The sequence below is a fragment of the Mesotoga sp. UBA6090 genome, from assembly GCF_002435945.1.
Classification (GTDB): Bacteria; Thermotogota; Thermotogae; order Petrotogales; family Kosmotogaceae; genus Mesotoga.
This window is the reverse complement of the sequence record NZ_DIXC01000071.1, coordinates 1-20,589: the sequence shown is the minus strand read 5'-3', so window position 1 is coordinate 20,589 and position 20,589 is coordinate 1. Positions and strand designations below refer to the sequence as shown.

Sequence of the window (20,589 nt, the reverse complement as noted above, 5' to 3'; positions counted from 1 at the left end):
CAGGTCAGTCAAATTAGACAAGGTTGTCCGTTCACCGTCCTCCGAGAAAAGAACGTATGAGCCGGGTCTAGGGTAGTGGGGTCTAGGGTCTCGCAAGAGCGTTGCGAACTATTGTTGTAAAGAGCGGTTCTTGACTAAGGATGGCTCTTCACAGCGTTCAGCGTCTTCTGGCAAGCGACCAGCGGATCTTTACCCACATCAGTATGCTTGCGTGTTCTTCCCTTCGAATACCTTGACTGAGTTAAACTTACAAAGTAAAATGAATTCAGCAACGCTATTTGCCGTTTTTGGAGGCGATTTCTTGTTGGTTTTAGCTCATAGGGGTATGGGAAAGGGCAGATACGAGAATACGCTGAAGTCTTTTGAGGAGAGTCTGTCCTTTGGCGCACATGGCATCGAGCTCGACGTAAGGCTTACGAAGGACGGTGCGGTGATCCTGAATCACGATCCCGATCTCAAGAGAACTATGGGATTAGATGTCAAGCTGTCTGAAACGACACTCACCGAATTGGACAAGATGGACCTGATTGGATTTGATTCTATAACTACTCTCGAAACTGTTTACAAAGAGCTTCCCGAAGAAACATTTATTGATGTCGAAATCAAGGCCGTTGAAGCCGTCCCGCAAGTAATAAAGATTATCAAGAGGTTTGACGCGGTTGAGAGAACCATGTTCTCCTCTTTTCATCATGATTGTTTGCTTGCATTCACCCAGGAGTTCGTCGGTAAACCAATGATTGCCCCTATAATAGATAAAGAGATCCTTCAAGTCGGCGGCGAAGAGTATCTAGCGGGTGTCATCAAGAAGTACAAGCCCTACTCAGTGAATCTTAATAAAGATCTCTTCGAATACCTGGGAGTGGAAAAGGGCCTCTCCATGTTGCTGAAGGTGCGTGAAGGCGGAACTAGAATCTCTCTCTGGACGCTGAACGATCCGAATTTGCTCCACAAGGTTAGGGGAGTCTGCGACTTTTTGATCACTGACTGTTCTGATAAGATGATGGAGGTAGTATGAAGCAAACTGTACGCAAAAGCTGTATTGTCACCTTTCTAATCTTAACTTCACTGATGATGCTTCTTGTATCCTCTTGCGGCGAGAAGACAGCCCAGCCTGAGGAACGAATCTCGCTTTCTCGGGAAGAGATCCTTGCTCTTTCTGGAATTGAGGAGAGTGAGATCGATTTCAGCAAGATCAAGCTCGACGTTTCAGGAAAGCCTCAGCTTACTGTTGCAGTCTATAACGGGGAAGGGAGAGAGATCTTCTCAAAAGACTTCCCTCAGAGTGAAGTTAAGGGAGGCTACGTGACGGTTGCTGTGATCAAATCAGAGGTACTCGATGCTTTGCGATTTCTTTATGGCGTAACCGACTCAAAGGGAAGCTTCTCTCCAATAGTTCAGGACTTGCCATACTTCCAGTATCAGAACGTCGTTGTCAACAACACCGATATTCTAAGAATATCCTCAAAGGGAGAGTTCAGATTGTCTAGCGTAACCTTCGGCCAGGAAAGGCAGGAGATTTTTCTTAGAGTGAAGTAGATTCGGTACACCGGGAGGGGGGATTGACTTGAAAAGACTTTTAGTGGTGGTGATTCTTATGGCTTCTTTAATGGCATTCGGAGCAAGCTTGCCCAAAGAACGGATTCAAAATGCCCTAAGCATTCTTCAAGAGCTTTCGGAAACGGAAGACAGTGGGTCTTTTGCTGAGTTGATGAGCAAGTCCAACGGAATAGTGATTTACCCTGAGATGGTGAAAGCCGCGCTTGGATTCGGCGGGCAGTTCGGAGAGGGTTTTCTGCTCAAGAGAGGAGAAGATGGCCGTTGGTATGGGCCATTGTTCCTTAAGCTATACGGCATAAGCTACGGATTTCAGGCCGGTGTTCAAAAGAGTGGTCTGGTGCTTGTCATTATGAATGAGAAGGGTGTTGAAGGTTTTCTAAGCAATAACGTTACCCTTGGCGGAAACGCCTCGATTTCGGCCGGGCCTACAGGCAAGACTCTCTCTGCCGATACTGATTACAAACTGGAAGCTGCCATCTACTCTTATTCGGTCAGCAACGGCATCTTCGCCGGTGTCTCGCTGGGCGGTTCGATTGTACGCCAGGACACCGAAACAAACAGAGAATACTATGGATTGTCGCTTACTCCCACCGAGATTATTGAGAGGGAAGCAAGCGGAGTGGAAAACGAAGAGCTTATTGGATTTCTTAATTCATTGATTGGCCCCAAAGAATAGCCTTCCGCTTTAGCAATAAGAAACTGCAATAGTCTGAAAACAAATCGACTCTGAACTTCGATACTCCGGTTTGAGAGCTTCTGTTCTTTCGATATCCAACCTTCCCGTACTATAATGGCTTCAAGGCAGCTCCTTCTTAGTGAGTAAGGGTAGGTGAGGTTTCTGAGACTTCTCTTGGTTTTGTTTATTGCTCTTGTATCCGCTGGCCTCGCTGTGAATATAGAAACGATCGAGAGCCTCAAGGACGGCTACTATAGTGCTGACTCGAGAGGCTTTGAGATGGAAGACGGCAATGTTGCAACTGTTACTGCGATTCCCTATGAAGCCGTTTCGGAACTGGGTATCCCAATCGATGATCTCGTAGGACTCTTGTTCTTTGAGCTACCGGAGAGCTCTTCGGAAGTATCGTTTCTGAATGTGACAGTAACCGGGAAATGTAAACGTGGCGAACCAGTGGACAGGGTCTGGGCAGATCTTTACATAGTTGGGGACGATTTTCTTATCCAAACTGCAAGGTATGATCCATTTATCCTGACGGATTCAAAGAGGCTTGTGGTTGCTCTTTCGATTTATCTCGATACGTCAATCTACTATTCTGTTGTTCTAAACGGAAGTAGAACAGCCATCAAATGGGAGTTCAACATTGACATGTGATGAGATAAGGCAGTTCGATTCAGAAAAGGGGGCGGAGATCTGCGATGAGAAAGCTTAGCAAAAAGGTCTCTCTTCAGTTTCTGCTTTTCGTTCTGGCAGTATTGACTGTACTCGTCACACTGGTTTCGATTACATTCGTTCGCACGGCCACGGATGAATACAAGAGCTTTCTTAGCTCTAAGAAGCAATCGGTCTTTCAGTGGTTTATCGATCTGCGCAGAGACATGAAGCTCTTTGTTGACGGGTACGCTCTCGAAGGCGAGTTGGACAATGAATATGACGTACTCGTCCGACTCGGGGAAGAAAGAGATATTATTCTAAACAGGCCAGCGCTTTCCGAAGAGGAAATCGATGAACTTGAAAACTCTGGAAACGGCTTCAAAATGCTTGAAAGACAGCTTGTTTACTTCTCTACAGTGATCAGCAACGAATCGCCGTACATGGTCGGAATAGTTTTCGACAACGATGATATAGAGAGCCTTTCGTCCTTTCTAGGACAGGATGGGACTGCTTTTCTTCTTATCGATGATTACTTCGTAATTTCCAGAGAATTCTCAGACTCCGGCCTTTACGTAAGGACGGTACTTGACGAGGAGAGATGGTCAAGCGAAATACCATTTTCCGTAAGCGAGCCAAGACCGGCCTTTTCTCTCTTTTCCTCTGGTTCGCTCTTCTTGGTAGACAAGGTTTCGATCGGCGGCGCAGATATCTATGTTCTTCAGTCTGAAGGCCTTCTAGTGATGCTCAGAAACAGACTTCTTCCGATTCTGAGCATCGTTGTACTGGGTGTATTTGGATTCTCCTTCGTGCTCTCTTTCTCTCTTAACGCCCATATATCCAAGGCCCTCTCGGAACTGCTGAAGGGATTTGAGTCGATAAAGAAGGGATCCTTTTCACGGGTGAAACTCAATTCAAATGACGAACTTGGAGAGATTGCCTCCGAGCTGAACAACACAATGGGGTTTATAGAGAAGACGCTGGACAGACTTAAGAACTCCAACGAGTTGCTCAGAAAGGTTTCAAAAGAGGCCCAGCAGGCGAGCAAGATGAAATCGGAATTTTTGGCCAACATGTCTCACGAGATGAGGACTCCCATGAATGCAATCCTCGGCTTTGCCGAGCTTCTGATGAACGAGGAGACAAATCTTGAGAAAATGAAGTATTTGAAGACTATTTACAGAAGTGGAGAGCATCTTCTAAGCCTTATCAACGATGTGCTCGATCTCTCCAAAATTGAAGCGGCCCGTTTCGACCTTATGATCTCCCCTTACAGCCCATCGAAACTGGTCAAAGAGTTAACCGAAACATATCTCCCGATGGCATATTCAAAGGGTCTGCATTTTGCTAACAGCATAACCGAAAGAGTTCCGGAATATGTCAACGGTGACGAGTTCAGGATGAGACAGGTTCTGACAAACCTGATCTCAAACGGTCTGAAATTTACGGAGAAGGGATATGTCTCCATACTTCTTGACTACGACGGGAAACACCTGATTTATGTCGTTCAAGACACAGGCTTCGGGGTCTCCAGAGATGAAATTGACAAGATTTTCGAACCCTTCATCCAGGCCGATGGAACAATGTCAAGGAAATTCGGCGGAACGGGCCTTGGCCTGGCCATAACGAAGAAGATCATTGAATTGATGGGTGGAACCATTAGGTTTGAGAGTAAAGTTGGTGAAGGTTCGAAAGTAACTGTGAGAATACCTTCACAGGTTTCAACGGAAATACCAAAGCAGAAGGAAAAGACCGAAATCCCTGCATCGGGAAAGGTCATCGTAGCATCGGAAAATGAGGATTTCCTTATTATTGTCGGCTCGATGTTGGGGAGAAACGGCGTACGCTTTGAGCCCGTAACGAATCTAGCCAATCTCTCGAGAGCGGCGAGAGAGCTCGGTGCATCTCTTGTAATTGTGGATACTCCGAAGAACGCAAGCGAAGCTCTGACTGCTCTTGACGGGATCGATGAAGCTGCCATAATAGTAATAACAGATGCTTCCAAGGATGAGGTCCAGTTTGGCGACAGGGCCGATGAAATAATTCAGAAACCGGTAAAGGAAGATGAGTTTCTAAGCAAAGTCGGCAATTATTTCGAACTCAAGCCTAAATCTACAAGCGACAAGTATAAGATTCTGCTGACTGAAGATAATGAAGCCAACCAGCTGTTGATAAAAGAAGTGCTTGAAAAGGCAGGTTATTCCGTCGATCTTGCCGGCAACGGTAAAGAGGCCGTGGAAAAAATAAGGAGAAACAATTACAATCTCGTTCTGATGGATATACAAATGCCTGTTATGGACGGTTATGAAGCCACAAAGAAAGTTAGAGAAGAAGGTTACAAGATACCCATCGTTGCCTTGACGGCTCACACTATGCAGGGAGATGAGGAAAAGACTATCGAGGCCGGGTGTGATGGCTTCCTTGGGAAACCTGTTAAACAATATGATCTTCTCGAGGTTGTTCGTTACCACCTTGGTGTTTACGGAAAGAACGGAAACAGAAGAACCGACGGCTTTTCCAAGCCGGGTACTGCAAAGCATTCATCAGACAGTATCAGTTTCTTCGCAAAGGACATGGGGCTATCTATGGAAGAGGCGACCGCCATGTTCGTCGAGTATGGGAAACACATTGACAAGACTATCGCCAATATCCAGAGCGCCCTCGAGAAAAAGGACATGGGTTTCATCTCCAGAGAGGGCCATAGCCTTAAGGGTTCCGGCAGGATGTATGGTGTTGAAGAGATTTCCGAGATCGGTTTCGTGATTGAGGCGGCAGCAAAAAATTACGATGAACAAGGCGTCGCGGATAATCTGCTAAGGCTACGAAAGGTTTATAGGAGATTCTGGGAGTAAGACTTGAGGACGCATCTGTAGCTTCAACCAGCTTTTTTTGAGGATTTCTCTGTCAGTCTCGACTAATGGCATCACTTTCTAATAAAAAACTCTCGATGACTGTTTTCCATTCCAATTCAGCTGGGTTCTATGCAAAACATTCACTACTTTGTTTTCTTCCATGTTGCTGCAAGCCCGATTCTCCAGCATTGGAGAGAAGTGGAGATTCCAGATATGGTAACATTGAGAATATTACTCCAAGAGGCAGACGAAAATGACTATTTCGAAAATCCGCAAGCCGGTGGTGATTCGGTTGTTTTCAGTACTGATTCCATTTGAAAGAGAGGGAAAAGCATGGCCACGGTATTCTTTACTGATATGGAGACCACTCCCCAGATGGGACTTCTTTCGAAGGTCGAGGCTCTTGTGAAGAGAGCCGGTCTTGAAGACGTAATTGAGGCCGGCAAGCTTGTTGCAATCAAGCTTCACTTTGGAGAGTACGGAAACTTAGCCTATATCCGTCCCATTTACCTCAAAGTTATGGCCGATCAGATCAAAGAGCTTGGAGGTGTACCATTTCTGACGGATGCAAACACCCTCTATAAGGGAAGCAGGGCTAATGCAGTAGATCATATGAAGACCGCATCTTTAAATGGCTTTACGATGGAGTCAGTGGGCACACCGGTTGTAATCGCCGACGGACTTAGAGGCTCGGACGAAATCGATGTCGAGATAGAGGGTGAATACATTAAGAAAGCGAAAATCGCATCGGCGATAGCTCTGGCCGATGCGCTTGTTGTTGTAAGCCATTTCAAAGGACATGAGCAAACTGGATTTGGAGGGGCTCTCAAGAATATTGGAATGGGTTCGGCCTCAAGGGCCGGAAAAATGGAACAACACTCCGAGTCGAAGCCGGTTGTCAGAGAGGTAAACTGTGTGGCTTGCGGAATGTGTGAAAGAAACTGTCCGACCGGAGCGATAACGGTCCAAAGAGTCGCAAGAATCAACTACGATCTCTGCATCGGCTGCGGTCAATGCATTGCCATGTGCAACTACGGTGCAATGAGCGCCGGACCGGGAGGCACCCCCGAATCTCTTAGCAAGAAGATCGCCGAATACGCTCTTGCGGCTTCAAAAGGAAAGAAGGCCCTCTATATCTCCTTTATCAACAACGTGTCGCCAGATTGCGATTGCTGGCACATAAACAGGCCTCCAGTCGTGGAAGACATCGGAATAGTGGCAAGCAGGGATCCGGTGGCGTTGGACAAGGCATGCATAGATTTGGTTATCAAAAAACTGGGATATGATCCTTTTGAGAAGGCCCATCCCGGCATCACTTGGCATCATCAACTGGAACACGCCGAAAAGATCGGTCTAGGAAAAACAAGCTACAAACTCGAGAAAGTAGCCTGCTTCGGCAGGTAGTAAATGAAAGATCCAGGAAGAGATCTGTTTTGGTTCAAGCCAGATCTGCTATCAGTTCCTGGATTATTTCACTTAGGGTTTCGAAACTGAATTTCTCTCTTCCAAGCTCGAAGTTTCTCTCAGTGACTTCTCTGTATCTCTCTTGATCGAAGAGAAGTTCGGAAATATCTTTTGCAGCGTTCTTGATATTCCAGTCGGGAATCTCTACCAACCCTTCCTTGTAGCCATACTGATCACCTAGATCTATAAAGGAGATTCCACTATCCTGAATGTCGCTCTTGAAAACGCTGTACCTGAAAATGGCAACGGGTTTCTTAGAGACGAGGGCCTCCAGGAGCTGATTGCCCCAGCCTTCGAAGATAGTTGGGTACGTCACGATATCTGCCACGCTGTATGATTCGAAGAATGCCCGCTGAGTCAAAGAAGAGGAAGAGGCGATATCGATTACTTCGACACTGAGGTTCGATGCGAGATCATCGAGTTTCAACCTGTAGTCTCTGGACTGCCTTTCGGTTATGCCGGAATAGACAAGAACGACTCTTCCTGTGAACGCCTTCCCATTGTACAGATTCTTACCAGTCATTGACCGGGCAGCGATGTTGAATTCAGCGACGAGTCTTATAGCTGTTTCGACGGCCTTTCTCTCGGTTATTCTCGTGGCCTGCAGAAAGACGATATCACCTTCATTTAATCCGACCATGTTTCTGATTTCTCGATTGCTTTGATCTGAAGTCCAGCCGGGCTGCAGAAAATCCATAACGTTAGGTACGACAGCGGCCCGAATTCCTCTTCTCCTAAGAAGATCCGAGGCCGAAATTGAATTTATCGTCAGATTTCTCACGTTCTCAAGATCCGGAGGAAAGTAGTTTTGGAGGAGTTCCATGACTCCCCGATAAGGACTGCTGTAGTAAGGTCGGTCCCACCAGAAATCGTGGTTGTGAGAGATAAACGGCTTACCCGACTCCTCCGCGAAGTCATGCAGGGCCAGTCCCGCAGGTATAGACCATCCAAGCGACCAGATGTTGTTCGGTATAAGAAGATCGAAGTCAGAGAGAACAGATCTGAAGCTACCTAGAATCTCGGCGGTTCTGATGGAGAGTTCATCGAGCAGTTCGCTCTCCGATGAAAGCATCCTGTCGTAGAGCTTCGAATTCAGGATTTCATTTTTCTCGTCGTTGTATTCTATCTCCGGAATCACAATGTCGACACCGGGAGCGTTGTTTCCCGCAATGATCTCCACCGAGTGACCCATTCTCGAGAGAACTTTGCGCCACTTTTCCATTTCAAGGGAGACTCCGTCCATCAATCCGGCTCTGTAATGAATCAACCCGACTCTCACAATAACACCCCATTCCAAAAGGCAGTCGAATTCACTACTACTATCCAATATTCTCTATTCGCTGTCAATAGAAGAACCTAAGTCGTACATCCCTTTGCATCAGATAGGAAAGATGCTAGAATCCATTAACATTTCTGGCGCCGCAGGAGATTACTTCGTTATTGCGGTCCCGGTAAGGAGGAAAGACATTGAGGTGTGGAGTGGTACTGGCCGGATGCGGCACTGAAGATGGAACGGCAGTCGATGAAGCAATCATAACCTTTCTCTCTCTTGAGAAAGCCGGGGTCGAGATCTTATGTGTAGCACTGGACAAAGATCAATATGAGGTCTTCAATCACCAGACCCGGGAATCGGCTGAATTAGAACAAAAGAGGAACCAGCTCACTGAATCTGCTCGATTGCTCAACAAATCGGTAAATGAAATCGAAGATGTCTGTGAGGATGATCTGGATTTCCTCCTTATTCCCGGCGGCAAAGGAGTACTCAAGAGCCTGTCTACTTTTGAGGATGAGGAGGAGCAATTCAGAGTGAATAATAGTCTGCATAGACTTTTGGTCAACTGTTTCAAGAAGAGGAAGCCTCTGGGCGCGGCCGGCGAAGGGGTTTTCATCATCGCCAAGTCTCTAGAAAATGTCGCAGTCAATCTCATGGTGACTGCTTCCGGTAACCCGAGCGAGAGATTGAGTGTCGTTGAGACGCTTGCTATTGATCATGTTCCGTGCGAAGAAGGTGAGGTCTGTGTAGACAAGACGAACAGGATTGTCACAGCTCCGCTTCTTTCACAATTCAAGAGCCTCACAGAAAAGAACGCAAATATCGAGAAGATGGTAGAAAAGCTTTTGGAAATGGTTTAGTAGCGAAAAGCACAATGCAATTCTCTTAATCGGAATTTCTGGAGCTTCTGAAGAGAAATTCATTTATTCCAAATAAGATCAACGAAATAAGGAAAGGCGCAAGGTAGAATATTATTCTGAAGAGTATAAGGGCGGCCACTATTGTATCCGCCTGTAGAGTCGGTGATAGAATGACAATAGTGAGTGCTTCAAAGACACCCAGCCCTCCCGGAACCTGGCTTGAAAGACCTGCAAACTGTGACAGCAGGAATACGCTCAGAACCTCAAGATAACCGATTTCCGGGGGCAGGAGCATGAAAAGCACTCCTGCGGAAAGCAGCCAGTCGAGAATTGATATGCCGGTCTGAACAAGCGTAAACGTCCTCCCCGGAAGAGAGAAGCTCTTTCCCCTTATTCTGAACGGACGCTTTCTGAAGCTAACCACTCCCGTATAGAGAACATAGATCCCGGCAGAGGCTATTCCTATAGCCTTAAGCGATCCAAAAGGAACCCTAACTGCACTCTGAAGAACGGGCGGCCAGAGAGTGAACAGGATGCCTGAAAGAGCGAAGAAACCAAGCCAGAAAGTCAGATAGTTGAGGATGATTATGGCGAGAATCTTTCCTCCCCCGACTCCCGCTTTTCCATACAGCCTGAATCGCACACTTGTACCAGAGAGGACTGTGAAGCCAATATTCTTGCTGAAAGTGTATCCAACGAACGAGGCAAGAGCAGTCGAGCTGAGTTTCAATCTTGCTCCCACTCTTCTGGAGGCGATCAGGTCGTAGAAGGTGAGGTTAAGATAAGTAAGAAAGGTCAGGAAGATCGCCAGGACAAACCTTGAAGCAGGCACCTCCCCGACTTTCGATGCAATATCGCTGATTGTGAAGCGACCCAACTCCCGAACAAGAACGTAAATCGAAACACTGAATAATGCTATTCCCAGAAAGGGCAGAAGTCTTCTGAAAGACAGCAGTACCTTCCCAAAACTGCACACTAGAGAATCTCTTTCGGAACTTTTACCCTTACCGTTACGAGAGGATTCACTACTTGACTTATCATCAAATCACAGGCAATACTTGTAAGCATGTAAGCCTTCTCTTCGGGAATAGACTTCCAGTCGGCAATGAATTGAATCGCTCTCTTAACTGCTCCATGGCTTGCTTCTTCCAGTGTCTTCGCACTGAAGAGAAGATAGAAGGCCTCCTCGTTTTCGACCGTGGGACTGTCCACGGGCATTTTATCTATATCCACAGTAAGCTTCACTTTAGCTCTTATCTCAACGCCTGTACCGCCGACTTCTCCGTCCCCCATCCTCGCATGAACGTCACCGAGGGAAAGATTCCCTCCCTTCACAAAGACCGGAAGATATACTCTTGAACCGGCCGTTATGTTTTTTGTGTCGAGGTTTCCACCATGACTTCCCGGAGTCGTACAGGAAACGGAACCTTCGGCCGGAGAGTTTCCGATAACGCCTATCATAGGCATTACTTCTATGCGCTCTCCCAGAAACGACATGAAATTGCCGTCAATCTTGACGATCTCGGTAACGCACTCCCTGGAAACGTTGCTGACCGGGCCCCAGAACGGGCAGGTCTCGACAACGCCCTGTTCGTCCAGCTCAATGTTTTCGATACTGACGACTAGAGTATCCCCGGGCAAGGCTCCTCTGACCGATACGGGACCTGTAGCAGGATTGACATGAGAGAAGTCGAAGTCTCCTCCTACGGTCTGAGACTCTGAAACGATCCTGTGGCAGAAGCAGTCCTCCGTCTCCACTATTACGGTATCCCCCGGGCTCACTTCCAGAACGGGCTTGTGTTCAGGTGACATATCGTACACTACTCTGTCTCTTCCAATTCTGCGTAACACGGGACGCACCTCCATTGACTGATATTGTTTCAATACTAACTCGACCTTGTTATAATCCAAAGAGATATCATATGTTTATTATAATCAGGGAGACCAGCACCATGCCCAGGGAAATCATCTCGAGCTTCTTAAGCTTTTCACCGAAGAACAACAGGCTTCCAAGACTGATCATCACAACGCTTCCCGCGCTGTAAACGGGGAAAACCACGGAACCCTTCATTTCTTCGAGGGCCATTATGAGAAAGAAGGAAGAGAAGAGGTTGGGCAGTCCCACGATTAACCCCACGAGTACTTCCCCCTTATGGAAAGATTTCCCCGACCTCTTCAGAAAGACCGCGCTTATCGCGAAAGCGCTTGCAAAAACGCTGAAGAGAAAGACATTCTTGTACCCGCTGACGGTGTAGTTCTGGAATAACTTGTTCATGAATTCGGCCAGTCCACCGGTAATGAACAACAGGATGAGAGCGGCTTTGAAGTTTCTCCTCCCAGATCCGACTGGGTTGTTAACGAGCACGATCGAGAAGACGGCAAGACCGATCCCCACCCATTGCAGTGTTTTCGGATACTCCTTCCAGACTAGCAAAGAAAGAAGCATAGGAATAAGGATCCCAAGCTTTCCGAAGGCTCCGGAAAGGCTTGCCCCGCTTTCCCTGACGCTCTTCTGATAAAAGATGAAGGAAAGGAAGAAGAACAGGCCCGAGACAATGCCCAAAGACAAGCCCCACACTACGCTGCTGGTTTGGCTGAAAAGACGTTGTCCCTTCAGTATTACTTCGGTCGGAGATCCTCCCCCAGGACCTACGGCCGGTCTTTCAACCGCTACCATAATGAGCGCTGTGAAAAACGCGCTCAGGTAATTGAACATGGCAACCGCAAGCCTGTTGTAACTTCTCCCCTCGGTCACCTTGAAAATCATTGCTATAGAGGAACTGGAAAGTATCGCCAGCAAAAGATAGACCACTCCGACCTCCCTGATCCAATGCCTTCTCTTCTTATTTGCAGGTGTAATATATTCTTTGCGAGCAGAACAATTATGCCATAGTCTCTCTATGGGATGGTGATTAGATGGCCGAAAGACTTATCGAAGTATTCTCAGGTTCCGACCCCGAAAAAGATCTGGAGGAAATGCTGGAAGAGAAATCAATGATCGGATACTGGACGATCCAGACCTCTGAAACGCTTTGGCAAACGAAGATACTGGCTCTTGCCGAGAACAGTGAAAAGATCCTGGACTCGCTTGAACAGCGTTTCGGCCAGAACGAGACGTTCTGAGCGATACTATTTCAGGTGGAAGCCTCCCTTCCCAGAGCAAAAGAAGAAGAAAAGGAAGAAGAGAAGGAACAAGAGAAAAAGCCTGAGAAGGGAATCTTCAAGCGGATAAGCAGAGAAGAACTGTACCACGACATCACGGAAATGATCTCTAACGACGCAGTTGACATAACTATGATCATTCTCTTGACCATCGTCGCAACGATAGGGCTCCTTAGAGACAGTCCGGCAATAATAATTGGGGCGATGGTTATCGCTCCAATGCTCGGGCCAAATGTCGCACAGTCTTTCGCAACGACTCTCGGCGACTTCTCCCTGCTTGCGAAGTCAGTGAGGGCAAACCTCGTTCGTACAGGACTTGACTTCGCTCTTGCTTTCGCCTTCGGGCTATTTCTGAATCTCGACTACAACACAGACGAGATTACCAGCCGAACAGTGGCAGACATCGGTGACATTGTACTCGCCTTTTGTCAGGGACAGCCGCAGCTCTCTCAATTACTTCCGACGTCTCAACATCTCTTATCGGAGTCATGGTAGCCGTTTCGCTGATGCCACCGTTGGCTACTGCCGGAATGCTGCTGGGTATCGGTAATGTAGCCGGCTTTTCCGAGGCGATACCCCTTTTCTTCGTAAACATAGTCTGCATAAACCTTGCGTCAATCATCACATTCAGACTTCAGGGGATAGAGCCGCGCTCATGATGGGAGGTAAACAAGCCGGGAAAAGCTGCCAGGGTCACGGTAATAGGTTGGCTGGTCGTTCTTGAATTACTGGCGCTGTCCTTGTTCCTGAGCAAGGCGCCGTAAGAGGGTAACATATGTTACCGCTCAGAAGCCAAATTTCGGCTAAGATAATACTAGATCAAAAGCGAGGTGATGGAGATGCTGAAAAGCTCAATAGAAAAAGGGAAAGTCGCGCTTGACAAGTCCGGTCTCAAGGGTCGGATTATCTACGACAAAGAGTCTGCGCAGGCAGTCGTTATAGATATTGAAAGGGGAAACGAGTTAGCCGAGCACAAGACTCCGGTAGATGTATTCATTCTGGTTCTAGCCGGGAAGGGAATAATCACGATCGGCGAAGAGAAGTACGAGGTAATGAAAGACGACATCATAGACAGTCCGAAAATGATCCCGCACGGAATAATAAACACCGGAGAGGAGACGATGCGGGTTCTGGTAGTGAAGGCGCCGCATCCATAGATATTAGGGCCGGGTCTGCCCCTTTCGACCCGGCTCTTTATTTACACAGTATTCAGTTCATCAGGTAAGAGAATTTTCGTGTTATATCGTCGGAGTTCTAATCATTGGTCTGCTTCCTCTATTTATACTGTTCTTCTCATAGATCATTATCTCAAAGGGGATCCTGAAACTGAGAGGGCCCACCACACTCTTCATACTCCCAAGATTACTGTCCCTCGAAAAGTTGATCAGCGTTATGCCTTCTTCCCAGGCGCATCTGTGAATCTTTCTTACAGTCCTCCGGGCGCTTTGGGTATCGTTCCAGCCGAAGAGAAGAACGTCCCAGGATCTCAATCGCTCATTCATTCTCGGGATCCTTACCAGCGATGAAAGAGTTCCCTGAGCAAGAAGCTGGAATGCCCTCAATCTCTTTGAAAGACGTGTGATTCCGAAGTCCTGCTCGCCGCTCGTATCGAGAACCAGCGCGGATGCCCCTTCCGTCTTGAATAACCTCAATCTACAATCTGCAATCATCGACTCGAAGGCATTTGTACCTTGAAGTAGGAAGTCATGATCCTTCTCAAGAGGTTTGTACAGGTCCAATATCGTTTCGAGGTCTACCTCCCTTTCCACAAAAACCGACTTCTCCTGGGGGGTCTTCCTCACCGGACAGGCGTAGAAGTCCAGTGTCGCCGTAGTGGAGAAACCCATGTGCTCGAGAATCTTCTTTGAGGCAGCGTTGTCTGCCTTAACAGAGGCGTATCCGAAATCGAAATCCGTGGGGCCAAGAAGATCCTGCAGTTCCTGAATGATCGATTTCAGCCAGCGAGCAACTTTCAGCCTGTATTTCGGGTTCGTCCGTAGCCCAAAGAGATATATGCCCTTTTTTGTCTCTCCGTTGACGATCAGGCTGTCGATTCCAACACCGATACACCCTATGATGTCATAGGCGTCTTCGGCAATCATGATGAAACCTTCTTTGAAGTACTTCAATCTTCCAAAGAAGTCCTCTCTGAAGGCTACTAGCCAGATATTCCCCTCCTGAGCAGACTCTTGCTCGATCTTGAGGAGCTTTTCGTTGTCATCGATTGTGGCAAACCTTACATGGATGTTTCCTGCCTTCTTGTTTTCCATCAACGGCTCATATCTTCAGATGGGAATCAAACCATTCCAGTATTGCCCTTAAACGCTTTTCCCTGTGTATGGGAAGGCCGCCTCTGGAGAGTTCGTGATTCTCCTTCGGGAAGAGCACCATTTTGGCCTCTTTGCCGAGATACCTTAACGCCGTGAAGAACTGCATCGCTTCGGGAACCCAGCATCTGTAGTCTTCAAGAGAGTGAATAAAGAGAATCGGAGTGACGACGTTGGGCGCCGACATGAGAGGAGATTGTCTGAGATAACCCTCGAGGTTGTCGAAGAAATCGCCTCCGGTCTGGTCGCTGGCAAAGAAGTATCCTATATCTGTGGTGCCGAAGAAGGAAATCCAGCTCGAGATAGACCTCTGCGAAACGGCAGCCTTGAAGGCGTCCGTATGTCCTACAATCCAGTTTGTCATGAACCCGCCGTATGAGCCCCCAGTAACACCGAGCCTCTCTTCGTCAACGAAATCGTACTCATTTATAACGTACTCGACGACCTCCATTATGTCTTCGAAATCCCTTTCTCCGTAGTGGCCCCTTATGTCGGCAAAGTCTGTTCCGTAACCGGCGCTTCCCCTCGGGTTACAGTAGATAACTGCATACCCTTCGGAGGCTAGAGTCTGGAACTCATGAATATATCCGCCCCCGTATGCAGTCTTTGGTCCTCCGTGAATCTCCACGACGGCCGGGTACTTCTTACCTTCCTCAAAGTTAAACGGCCTCATTATCCAGCCTTCGATCTTCTGCCCGTCGGAAGCCTCCACTTCGAAGCCCTCAGGTTTTGACAGCTTAAGACCCTTCATCCTTGAATTAAAGTTTGTGAGCTTCTTCCTCCTGCCTTTAAAAAGAGAGTAGATCTCCAACGGCTCTATCGTCGTCATCTCGGAAAGGAGAAGCTCCTCGCCTACTATATCGAAGCAGTCTATGCTTCCCGAAGAGACGGCGATTTCCTCTACCTTTCCCTCTTTATCCATAGAAATCAGCTTTATCTGCGATCCCGCAGTTACCAGCGAATTGAGCCTTCCTTCAACGACCTTCATAGAGGTATTTGGAGACACGCCCCTCACGTCACTGTTCAGGCTGTTCCCGAAGTACAGGTCCCTTTCCCTGGCAAGCGGCGTGAGAGAATGTGAGTCGAGATCGACGTGCATAATGAAGGGATTGGTCGGAAATCCCTTTTCAAAGTCCGTCGCGACCGCGAAAACTTCACTGTCCGTCGACCACTGACAATTGTAGAATGACAGACTGTCATCTCCAATTCTCGTGCTCTTTCCGCTATCCAGATCAACTATGTAGAGACTGCTCCAGATCGGCCTCTTCTCACTGTCTTCCGTTGTTATCACCGCGACTCTCTTACTCTCGGGAGATACAGCGATGCTTTCGATATCGCCTCCAACGGCCGTAATCGGTTCCATCTTTCCATTTTCGAGTTTCATCTTATATAGATGGCCCACTCTGTTCTCGGTAAATCCAACTCCGTTAGAGACAAATGGGATTTTTTCTATTTCGTAAACTTTCTTCTCTGGAGGGTCGTCTTCTTCGATCTTCTCGGGGTCTTCCCCGGGGGCGTGCTTCGTTATGAAGAGAACCGTCTCCGAATCAATCCACGAGACAGAGGAGAATCCTCCTTTGAGAGTCTTCACTAATCTGCTTTCGCCGCCCTCAAGAGGCAGAAGATAAAGCCCGGATCCTTTAGCGTCCTTGTCTCTTCTAGAGACAAAGAGTATGCTCTTGCCGTCTGGACTGACGACGGGAGAACCGTCCTTCCCGCCCCAGGTCAGCTGCCGGACTTCTCCATTTTTCATGTTGCCCGACCAGATGTTGCTTTCGTACTGGTTCTCCTTCTTGTCCATCGTCCTTCTTACAAAGACAAAGTTTTCCCCGTCGGGAAAGATGTGAAGATCGCCCACAGCGGAGTATTTGTAGAGATCCTCAAGCTTCAGCTTTTTCAACTAGATCACCCCTTTCAGAATCATTCTACCAGAATGGTGGCCTTTCATTCTCGACTTCTTTATGATGCTAAAATTATAGGGAATGAGAGGTGTAAAAGATGATACTCGTGACCCATTTCGACCCCTTCGGGGGAAGTAGAATAAATGCTTCGCAGATAGTCGTGCAGCTTCTAGCGGATATGAGGGAGGACATTGATCTCATGAGCCTCCCAACGGTCTTCGACGACTCCTTTTCTCGACTCAGGCTGCGCCTTCTAGACGACGTCCCGGAGGCGTTGATTATGGTCGGCCAGGCGGCCGGGAGATCTCTCATCACTCTGGAGAAGGTTGCGATAAACTGGAAGGAATCTGCGACTCCAGACAATAGAGGATTTATCGCAACCGGAGAGAAGATAATTCCTGCCTCTCCCGATGCATACTTTTCGAAGCTTCCGGTCGACGGAATTGTCTCGAAGCTGAAGGATGAGGGATTTCCTGTCGAGAAGTCCTTCTCGGCAGGCACATTTGTCTGTAATTATCTCTTTTACAGGTGTATGGACTTTCTCACGAAGAGAGGCATAAACATCCCCGCCGGCTTTGTGCACATACCTTGCATTCCCGAACAGATAAGTCCGGGAGAAGAAAGGCCTGCGATAGAGTCGGAAGTTTCGGCGAGGGTCCTTTCAAGGATAATAGATCTTGCAGTGGAGGAGAATAGATGAGAATAGGCGGCGTTCCTCTCAACATAGTCTGGGAGTCTCCAGAGATCAACATGAAGATAATCGAAAGACTTTTCGCAGGGGCCTCGGCGGCCGGTGTTGAGCTGATTGTCTTTCCTGAAACTACCTTGAGCGGATTTACTAATAACGCCGAGAGAGCTTATGTGAGAGATGCGTGTGGTTTCTTCAAAAAGCAAGTAGATCACTGGGGTATTCCGGCAGTTTACGGCTTCGTAGACAGAAGAGACTCGAAGTTCTACAACTGCGCCGCTTTTCTCCGTTCGGGATCGGAACCTTTGACATATCGAAAGAGAAAGCTCTTTTCGTACGGAGGGGAGAATACCGTTTACACCCCCGGTAACTCTAATCTCTCTTTCGAGATGAAAGAGATACATTTCTCCCTGAACATCTGTTATGACCTCCGTTTCCCGGAGCTCTTCAGGGCTAACTTGCCTGCAGAGGTCATGATAGTGATAGCCAACTGGCCGGAAAAGAGGGCCAATCACTGGCAGGCTCTTCTTAAGGCAAGGGCGATCGAGAACCAGTCATTTGTTCTGGGGCTAAACCGGACTGGGGTCGACGGCAACGGCATCGAATATGACGAGGCCTTTTCCGTCCTCTTTGATCAAGACGGTAACGAAGTACCCTTTGAAGCCGAGAAGGGACTGCTTCTGTGGGATTTGGACTATGAAAGACTGACTATTCTAAGAGACTGGCGGGAGAGATTCCCCGCCCTAAAGGACATTTAGAGTTTTCCTTTTATGCTGTTGTGAATCTCTATGACGTCTATTCCCGCTGAAGTATCTCCTTCTTGAAGAAATCATCTACATTATGCATAGATATATTCGTGAACCTCTTCTCATCGATATCGACAACTACTCCATCGGAGCAGGGCCCCATACAGTGAGAACCCTTGATTGTTGTGAACCTACTCAAGCCGTGTTCAGTCACTAACTCTACCAGTCTCTTGGAAACTTCGGGAGAACCCTTCATAAGACAGGCGCTTCCCATACAGACTTTGATTATCACAAGCACACCCTCCATTTGTGACTTCTTTCACAACAAATTATAACCTATTCAAAGGGTTTTTTCGGAACATTATCTTCCGTACCTTTCTCGAAGATTTCACACTTCTACTGGTATGATTTCATCGGGGAGGAGAAGAGATGAAGATTCTGATTGTTGAAGACGAGCGTAGTCTGGGCAAATTGCTTAAGGAGTCTCTCGAAAGAGAGGGCTTTGTCGCCGAACTTGCAATCGATGGGGAAGAGGGGCTTTATCTGGCTCTTAACGGCCCATTTGACGTTATTGTCCTGGACATTCTGCTACCTAAGCTGACCGGCTGGCAGGTGCTCGAGAAGATCAGAGATTCTGGAAGCAGAATTCCCGTACTAATGCTCACCGCTCTGGACAGCATCGAAGACAAAGTCCGGGGCTTCGATTTAGGGGCCGACGACTATCTTCCAAAGCCATTCGATATCCGGGAACTTGTAGTGAGGATTCAGTCGCTTTTGAGAAGAGCTCAGTTCGGCGGAGCTCCTTCAAGAGTTCTGAAAGTAGGAGATCTAGAGCTCGATATGTCGCTTAAGACCGCCAGCAGGGGAAACGAGAAGATAGAACTCCGAAAGAAGGAGTACCAGATCCTCGAATATCTCATGCTAAACAGCGGCAGGGTCGTTCCGAAGAGTGAGCTCGAAGAACATCTCTGGAATGAAGACGACGAACTGTGGTCGGACGTAATCAGAAGCCATATAAAGAACATCCGCAAGAAGATCGACGGAGGTCGAAGAAAGAAACTAATAAGGACGGTCAGGGGAATGGGCTATGAAATCAGTGACAGGTGAAGGGCTCTCATTCAGAAAGGCAAAGAGGAGATGGACGATATTCTTCACCCTAATCGTCATCTCTCTCGTCTCCCTTTTGAGTCTCTTCATTTTCGTCCTCGCCCTCAGGCTTGAAAGAAGGGCCGAAATAACTGCTCTCAACAGAGTTGCAGACAGGATCGAATCCAGAATCGGAAGGGCACCCTTGATAGCCCTGGAAAGAATGCTCAGAAATTATTCCGGAAATCTAGACCTCTTCACAGCGGAGAATGAGATCCTCGAGTTCGTTACTCCGGACGGAGAGAGTGTTCTTCAGCTCGGAGGAAGAATAAAGAGCAGTGTGCCGTTAGTTGAGGGGACTTCTAAGGCAAGAGTTGTTGATTACAACGACTCGGAACTTGAGTACAACATTCTTACAAGAGCTATTAGAAACATCGCTGGACAGCCAATCTTCTTTCTTCGGGTTGGAAGATCAACCGAAGGACTGAGTGAGAAATCTACTAATCTTCTCTTTTCGCTGATTCTACTGATAATGCTCGTCGCCGTTATCTCCTGGATAGTTGGTCTGGCTCTTGCCGGTTACGTTCTGACACCTCTGAGAGAAAGTTATGATAGACTTCAGCGGTTCACAGCAGACGCCTCTCACGAGTTAAAGACGCCCCTTACAATTATGAGGCTGAGCGTAGATCTACTGAAGAGTAGACCGCTGGAAAGAGAATCGAGAGATAAGATCGATGCGATTGACAGCGCAACCCGGAGTATGCAGAATGTTGTCAATCAACTCCTGCTACAGGCAAAAGCACGCAACGACAGCACGGCAGTAATATCTTCTCAGGATGTAAGACTGCGTGAGTTTCTCGAAGAGATGAAAGAGTACCACAGAGCCTTCGCGGAATCGAAAGAGGTCCGAATAATCGTTGAGACCGGTGAAGGTCTCGTCGTAAAGACTTATTCAGACAAACTTAAAGTCGCGGTTGCGGCCGTGCTCGGTAACGCGATCAAGTTCACCGAAGAAAAGAGCGATGTCATCGTTAGAGCCTTTGAGAGAGGAGGTTCACTCCTCATTCAGATCAGCGATTCGGGCCCCGGGATAGCTGACTCGGAGAAGAAAAGGATATTTGATAGATTCTACAAGATCGACGAATCTCACAACAGCTCAGGAAGCGGTATGGGCCTCTCAATAGCGAAGGAGATGGTCGGCTCGCTAGGGGGCGAAATAACGGTCGAGAACCGCCCTGGCGGAGGAAGCATATTTGAAATACGGATACCATTAAGAAAGCATATATAGGCTCTTCCTTCACTCCGTACTTTGATGAGGGGTTCTCGGTCTGACCCTTGGTTATTGG

Annotated in this window: 21 protein-coding genes and 1 pseudogene; 15 read left to right on the top strand and 7 right to left on the bottom strand. The window is 47.7% G+C overall.

What is annotated here, in order from left to right; translation table 11 throughout:
* Positions 1 to 301 precede the first annotated feature (301 nt).
* The 7 genes from B3K42_RS11565 to B3K42_RS11535 all read left to right on the top strand — a co-directional run bounded on the left by B3K42_RS11565 (position 302) and on the right by B3K42_RS11535 (position 7,140).
* Positions 302 to 1,015, top strand: coding sequence for a glycerophosphodiester phosphodiesterase family protein (locus B3K42_RS11565; RefSeq protein ID WP_110989599.1), 714 nt, complete (start codon positions 302 to 304; stop codon positions 1,013 to 1,015).
* A complete protein-coding gene (locus B3K42_RS11560; protein WP_110989598.1) occupies positions 1,012 to 1,536 on the top strand; it encodes a hypothetical protein in 525 nt (174 codons plus the stop codon). The genes B3K42_RS11565 and B3K42_RS11560 overlap by 4 nt, the downstream gene beginning before the upstream one ends.
* A gap of 28 nt (positions 1,537 to 1,564) precedes the next feature.
* On the top strand, positions 1,565 to 2,233 hold the full coding sequence (locus B3K42_RS11555) for a lipid-binding SYLF domain-containing protein (protein WP_110989597.1): 669 nt from the start codon (positions 1,565 to 1,567) through the stop codon (positions 2,231 to 2,233).
* A gap of 153 nt (positions 2,234 to 2,386) precedes the next feature.
* On the top strand, positions 2,387 to 2,887 hold the full coding sequence (locus B3K42_RS11550; RefSeq protein ID WP_258367064.1) for a hypothetical protein: 501 nt from the start codon (positions 2,387 to 2,389) through the stop codon (positions 2,885 to 2,887).
* 44 nt (positions 2,888 to 2,931) lie between these two features.
* Positions 2,932 to 5,736 carry a hybrid sensor histidine kinase/response regulator gene (locus B3K42_RS11545; protein ID WP_110989596.1) on the top strand — a complete coding sequence of 935 codons (2,805 nt, stop codon included), beginning with the start codon at positions 2,932 to 2,934 and terminating at the stop codon, positions 5,734 to 5,736.
* Between the two features lie 129 nt (positions 5,737 to 5,865).
* Complete coding sequence (locus B3K42_RS11540; protein WP_110989595.1) at positions 5,866 to 6,054, top strand: hypothetical protein; 189 nt, start codon at positions 5,866 to 5,868, stop codon at positions 6,052 to 6,054.
* Positions 6,055 to 6,069: 15 nt separating this feature from the next.
* On the top strand, positions 6,070 to 7,140 hold the full coding sequence (locus B3K42_RS11535; RefSeq protein ID WP_110989594.1) for a DUF362 domain-containing protein: 1,071 nt from the start codon (positions 6,070 to 6,072) through the stop codon (positions 7,138 to 7,140).
* A 34-nt stretch (positions 7,141 to 7,174) separates the two neighbouring features.
* Here the strand turns inward: B3K42_RS11535 and B3K42_RS11530 are convergent, their stop codons facing one another.
* Positions 7,175 to 8,479 carry a glycosyltransferase family 4 protein gene (locus B3K42_RS11530; RefSeq protein ID WP_110989593.1) on the bottom strand — a complete coding sequence of 435 codons (1,305 nt, stop codon included), beginning with the start codon at positions 8,477 to 8,479 and terminating at the stop codon, positions 7,175 to 7,177.
* 188 nt (positions 8,480 to 8,667) lie between these two features.
* Here B3K42_RS11530 and B3K42_RS11525 point away from each other — a divergent pair, with 188 nt between their 5' ends.
* A complete protein-coding gene (locus tag B3K42_RS11525; RefSeq protein ID WP_110989592.1) occupies positions 8,668 to 9,333 on the top strand; it encodes an isoprenoid biosynthesis protein ElbB in 666 nt (221 codons plus the stop codon).
* 25 nt (positions 9,334 to 9,358) lie between these two features.
* On the opposite strand, the gene B3K42_RS11520 is transcribed toward B3K42_RS11525, so the two are convergent.
* The 3 genes from B3K42_RS11520 to B3K42_RS11510 form a co-directional block, all read right to left on the bottom strand.
* A complete protein-coding gene (locus B3K42_RS11520) occupies positions 9,359 to 10,309 on the bottom strand; it encodes a lysylphosphatidylglycerol synthase domain-containing protein (protein WP_110989591.1) in 951 nt (316 codons plus the stop codon).
* Positions 10,309 to 11,184, bottom strand: coding sequence for an acetamidase/formamidase family protein (locus tag B3K42_RS11515; RefSeq protein ID WP_110989590.1), 876 nt, complete (start codon positions 11,182 to 11,184; stop codon positions 10,309 to 10,311). The genes B3K42_RS11520 and B3K42_RS11515 overlap by 1 nt, the downstream gene beginning before the upstream one ends.
* A 67-nt stretch (positions 11,185 to 11,251) precedes the next feature.
* Positions 11,252 to 12,145, bottom strand: a complete 894-nt coding sequence (locus B3K42_RS11510; RefSeq protein ID WP_110989589.1) for a DMT family transporter — start codon at positions 12,143 to 12,145, stop codon at positions 11,252 to 11,254.
* A gap of 104 nt (positions 12,146 to 12,249) precedes the next feature.
* On the opposite strand from B3K42_RS11510, the gene B3K42_RS11505 reads away from it, so the two are divergent.
* The 3 genes and pseudogenes from B3K42_RS11505 (at position 12,250) to B3K42_RS11490 (ending at position 13,652) form a co-directional block, all read left to right on the top strand.
* The gene (locus B3K42_RS11505; protein ID WP_258367061.1) at positions 12,250 to 12,456 is read left to right on the top strand and encodes a hypothetical protein; all 207 of its coding nucleotides are present in this window, start codon (positions 12,250 to 12,252) and stop codon (positions 12,454 to 12,456) included.
* 141 nt (positions 12,457 to 12,597) lie between these two features.
* Positions 12,598 to 13,154 (top strand): annotated as a pseudogene (locus B3K42_RS13875) (TIGR00341 family protein).
* Positions 13,155 to 13,334: 180 nt separating this feature from the next.
* Complete coding sequence (locus B3K42_RS11490) at positions 13,335 to 13,652, top strand: cupin domain-containing protein (protein ID WP_258367058.1); 318 nt, start codon at positions 13,335 to 13,337, stop codon at positions 13,650 to 13,652.
* Between the two features lie 81 nt (positions 13,653 to 13,733).
* On the opposite strand, the gene B3K42_RS11485 is transcribed toward B3K42_RS11490, so the two are convergent.
* Together B3K42_RS11485 and B3K42_RS11480 are read right to left on the bottom strand one after the other, a co-directional pair.
* Positions 13,734 to 14,765, bottom strand: coding sequence for a GNAT family N-acetyltransferase (locus B3K42_RS11485; RefSeq protein ID WP_110989672.1), 1,032 nt, complete (start codon positions 14,763 to 14,765; stop codon positions 13,734 to 13,736).
* Positions 14,766 to 14,772: 7 nt separating this feature from the next.
* A complete protein-coding gene (locus B3K42_RS11480) occupies positions 14,773 to 16,722 on the bottom strand; it encodes a S9 family peptidase (protein ID WP_292598888.1) in 1,950 nt (649 codons plus the stop codon).
* A gap of 98 nt (positions 16,723 to 16,820) precedes the next feature.
* Between B3K42_RS11480 and B3K42_RS11475 the strand changes: the two genes are divergently transcribed.
* Together B3K42_RS11475 and B3K42_RS11470 are read left to right on the top strand one after the other, a co-directional pair.
* Positions 16,821 to 17,423, top strand: coding sequence for a pyroglutamyl-peptidase I (locus tag B3K42_RS11475; protein ID WP_110989587.1), 603 nt, complete (start codon positions 16,821 to 16,823; stop codon positions 17,421 to 17,423).
* On the top strand, positions 17,420 to 18,169 hold the full coding sequence (locus B3K42_RS11470) for a nitrilase-related carbon-nitrogen hydrolase (RefSeq protein ID WP_110989586.1): 750 nt from the start codon (positions 17,420 to 17,422) through the stop codon (positions 18,167 to 18,169). Before B3K42_RS11475 ends, B3K42_RS11470 begins: the two co-directional genes overlap by 4 nt.
* A 37-nt stretch (positions 18,170 to 18,206) precedes the next feature.
* Here the strand turns inward: B3K42_RS11470 and B3K42_RS11465 are convergent, their stop codons facing one another.
* Positions 18,207 to 18,449 (bottom strand): (2Fe-2S) ferredoxin domain-containing protein, encoded by a 243-nt coding sequence (locus B3K42_RS11465; protein WP_110989585.1) that lies wholly within the window; start codon positions 18,447 to 18,449, stop codon positions 18,207 to 18,209.
* A 137-nt stretch (positions 18,450 to 18,586) separates the two neighbouring features.
* Between B3K42_RS11465 and B3K42_RS11460 the strand changes: the two genes are divergently transcribed.
* Positions 18,587 to 19,264 carry a response regulator transcription factor gene (locus tag B3K42_RS11460; RefSeq protein WP_110989584.1) on the top strand — a complete coding sequence of 226 codons (678 nt, stop codon included), beginning with the start codon at positions 18,587 to 18,589 and terminating at the stop codon, positions 19,262 to 19,264.
* Positions 19,245 to 20,531, top strand: a complete 1,287-nt coding sequence (locus tag B3K42_RS11455) for a sensor histidine kinase (RefSeq protein WP_110989583.1) — start codon at positions 19,245 to 19,247, stop codon at positions 20,529 to 20,531. The genes B3K42_RS11460 and B3K42_RS11455 overlap by 20 nt, the downstream gene beginning before the upstream one ends.
* Positions 20,532 to 20,589 lie beyond the last annotated feature (58 nt).

Bases quoted from the DNA above. Each gene is read 5' to 3' on its own strand.
- B3K42_RS11560 (WP_110989598.1), top strand. From the start codon at position 1,012: ATGAAGCAAACTGTACGCAAAAGCTGTATTGTCACCTTTCTAATCTTA.
- B3K42_RS11545 (WP_110989596.1), top strand. From the start codon at position 2,932: ATGAGAAAGCTTAGCAAAAAGGTCTCTCTTCAGTTTCTGCTTTTCGTT.
- B3K42_RS11540 (WP_110989595.1), top strand. From the start codon at position 5,866: ATGCAAAACATTCACTACTTTGTTTTCTTCCATGTTGCTGCAAGCCCG.
- B3K42_RS11535 (WP_110989594.1), top strand. From the start codon at position 6,070: ATGGCCACGGTATTCTTTACTGATATGGAGACCACTCCCCAGATGGGA.
- B3K42_RS11505 (WP_258367061.1), top strand. From the start codon at position 12,250: ATGGCCGAAAGACTTATCGAAGTATTCTCAGGTTCCGACCCCGAAAAA.
- B3K42_RS11490 (WP_258367058.1), top strand. From the start codon at position 13,335: ATGCTGAAAAGCTCAATAGAAAAAGGGAAAGTCGCGCTTGACAAGTCC.
- B3K42_RS11485 (WP_110989672.1), bottom strand. From the start codon at position 14,765: ATGGAAAACAAGAAGGCAGGAAACATCCATGTAAGGTTTGCCACAATC.
- B3K42_RS11475 (WP_110989587.1), top strand. From the start codon at position 16,821: ATGATACTCGTGACCCATTTCGACCCCTTCGGGGGAAGTAGAATAAAT.
- B3K42_RS11470 (WP_110989586.1), top strand. From the start codon at position 17,420: ATGAGAATAGGCGGCGTTCCTCTCAACATAGTCTGGGAGTCTCCAGAG.
- B3K42_RS11460 (WP_110989584.1), top strand. From the start codon at position 18,587: ATGAAGATTCTGATTGTTGAAGACGAGCGTAGTCTGGGCAAATTGCTT.
- B3K42_RS11455 (WP_110989583.1), top strand. From the start codon at position 19,245: ATGAAATCAGTGACAGGTGAAGGGCTCTCATTCAGAAAGGCAAAGAGG.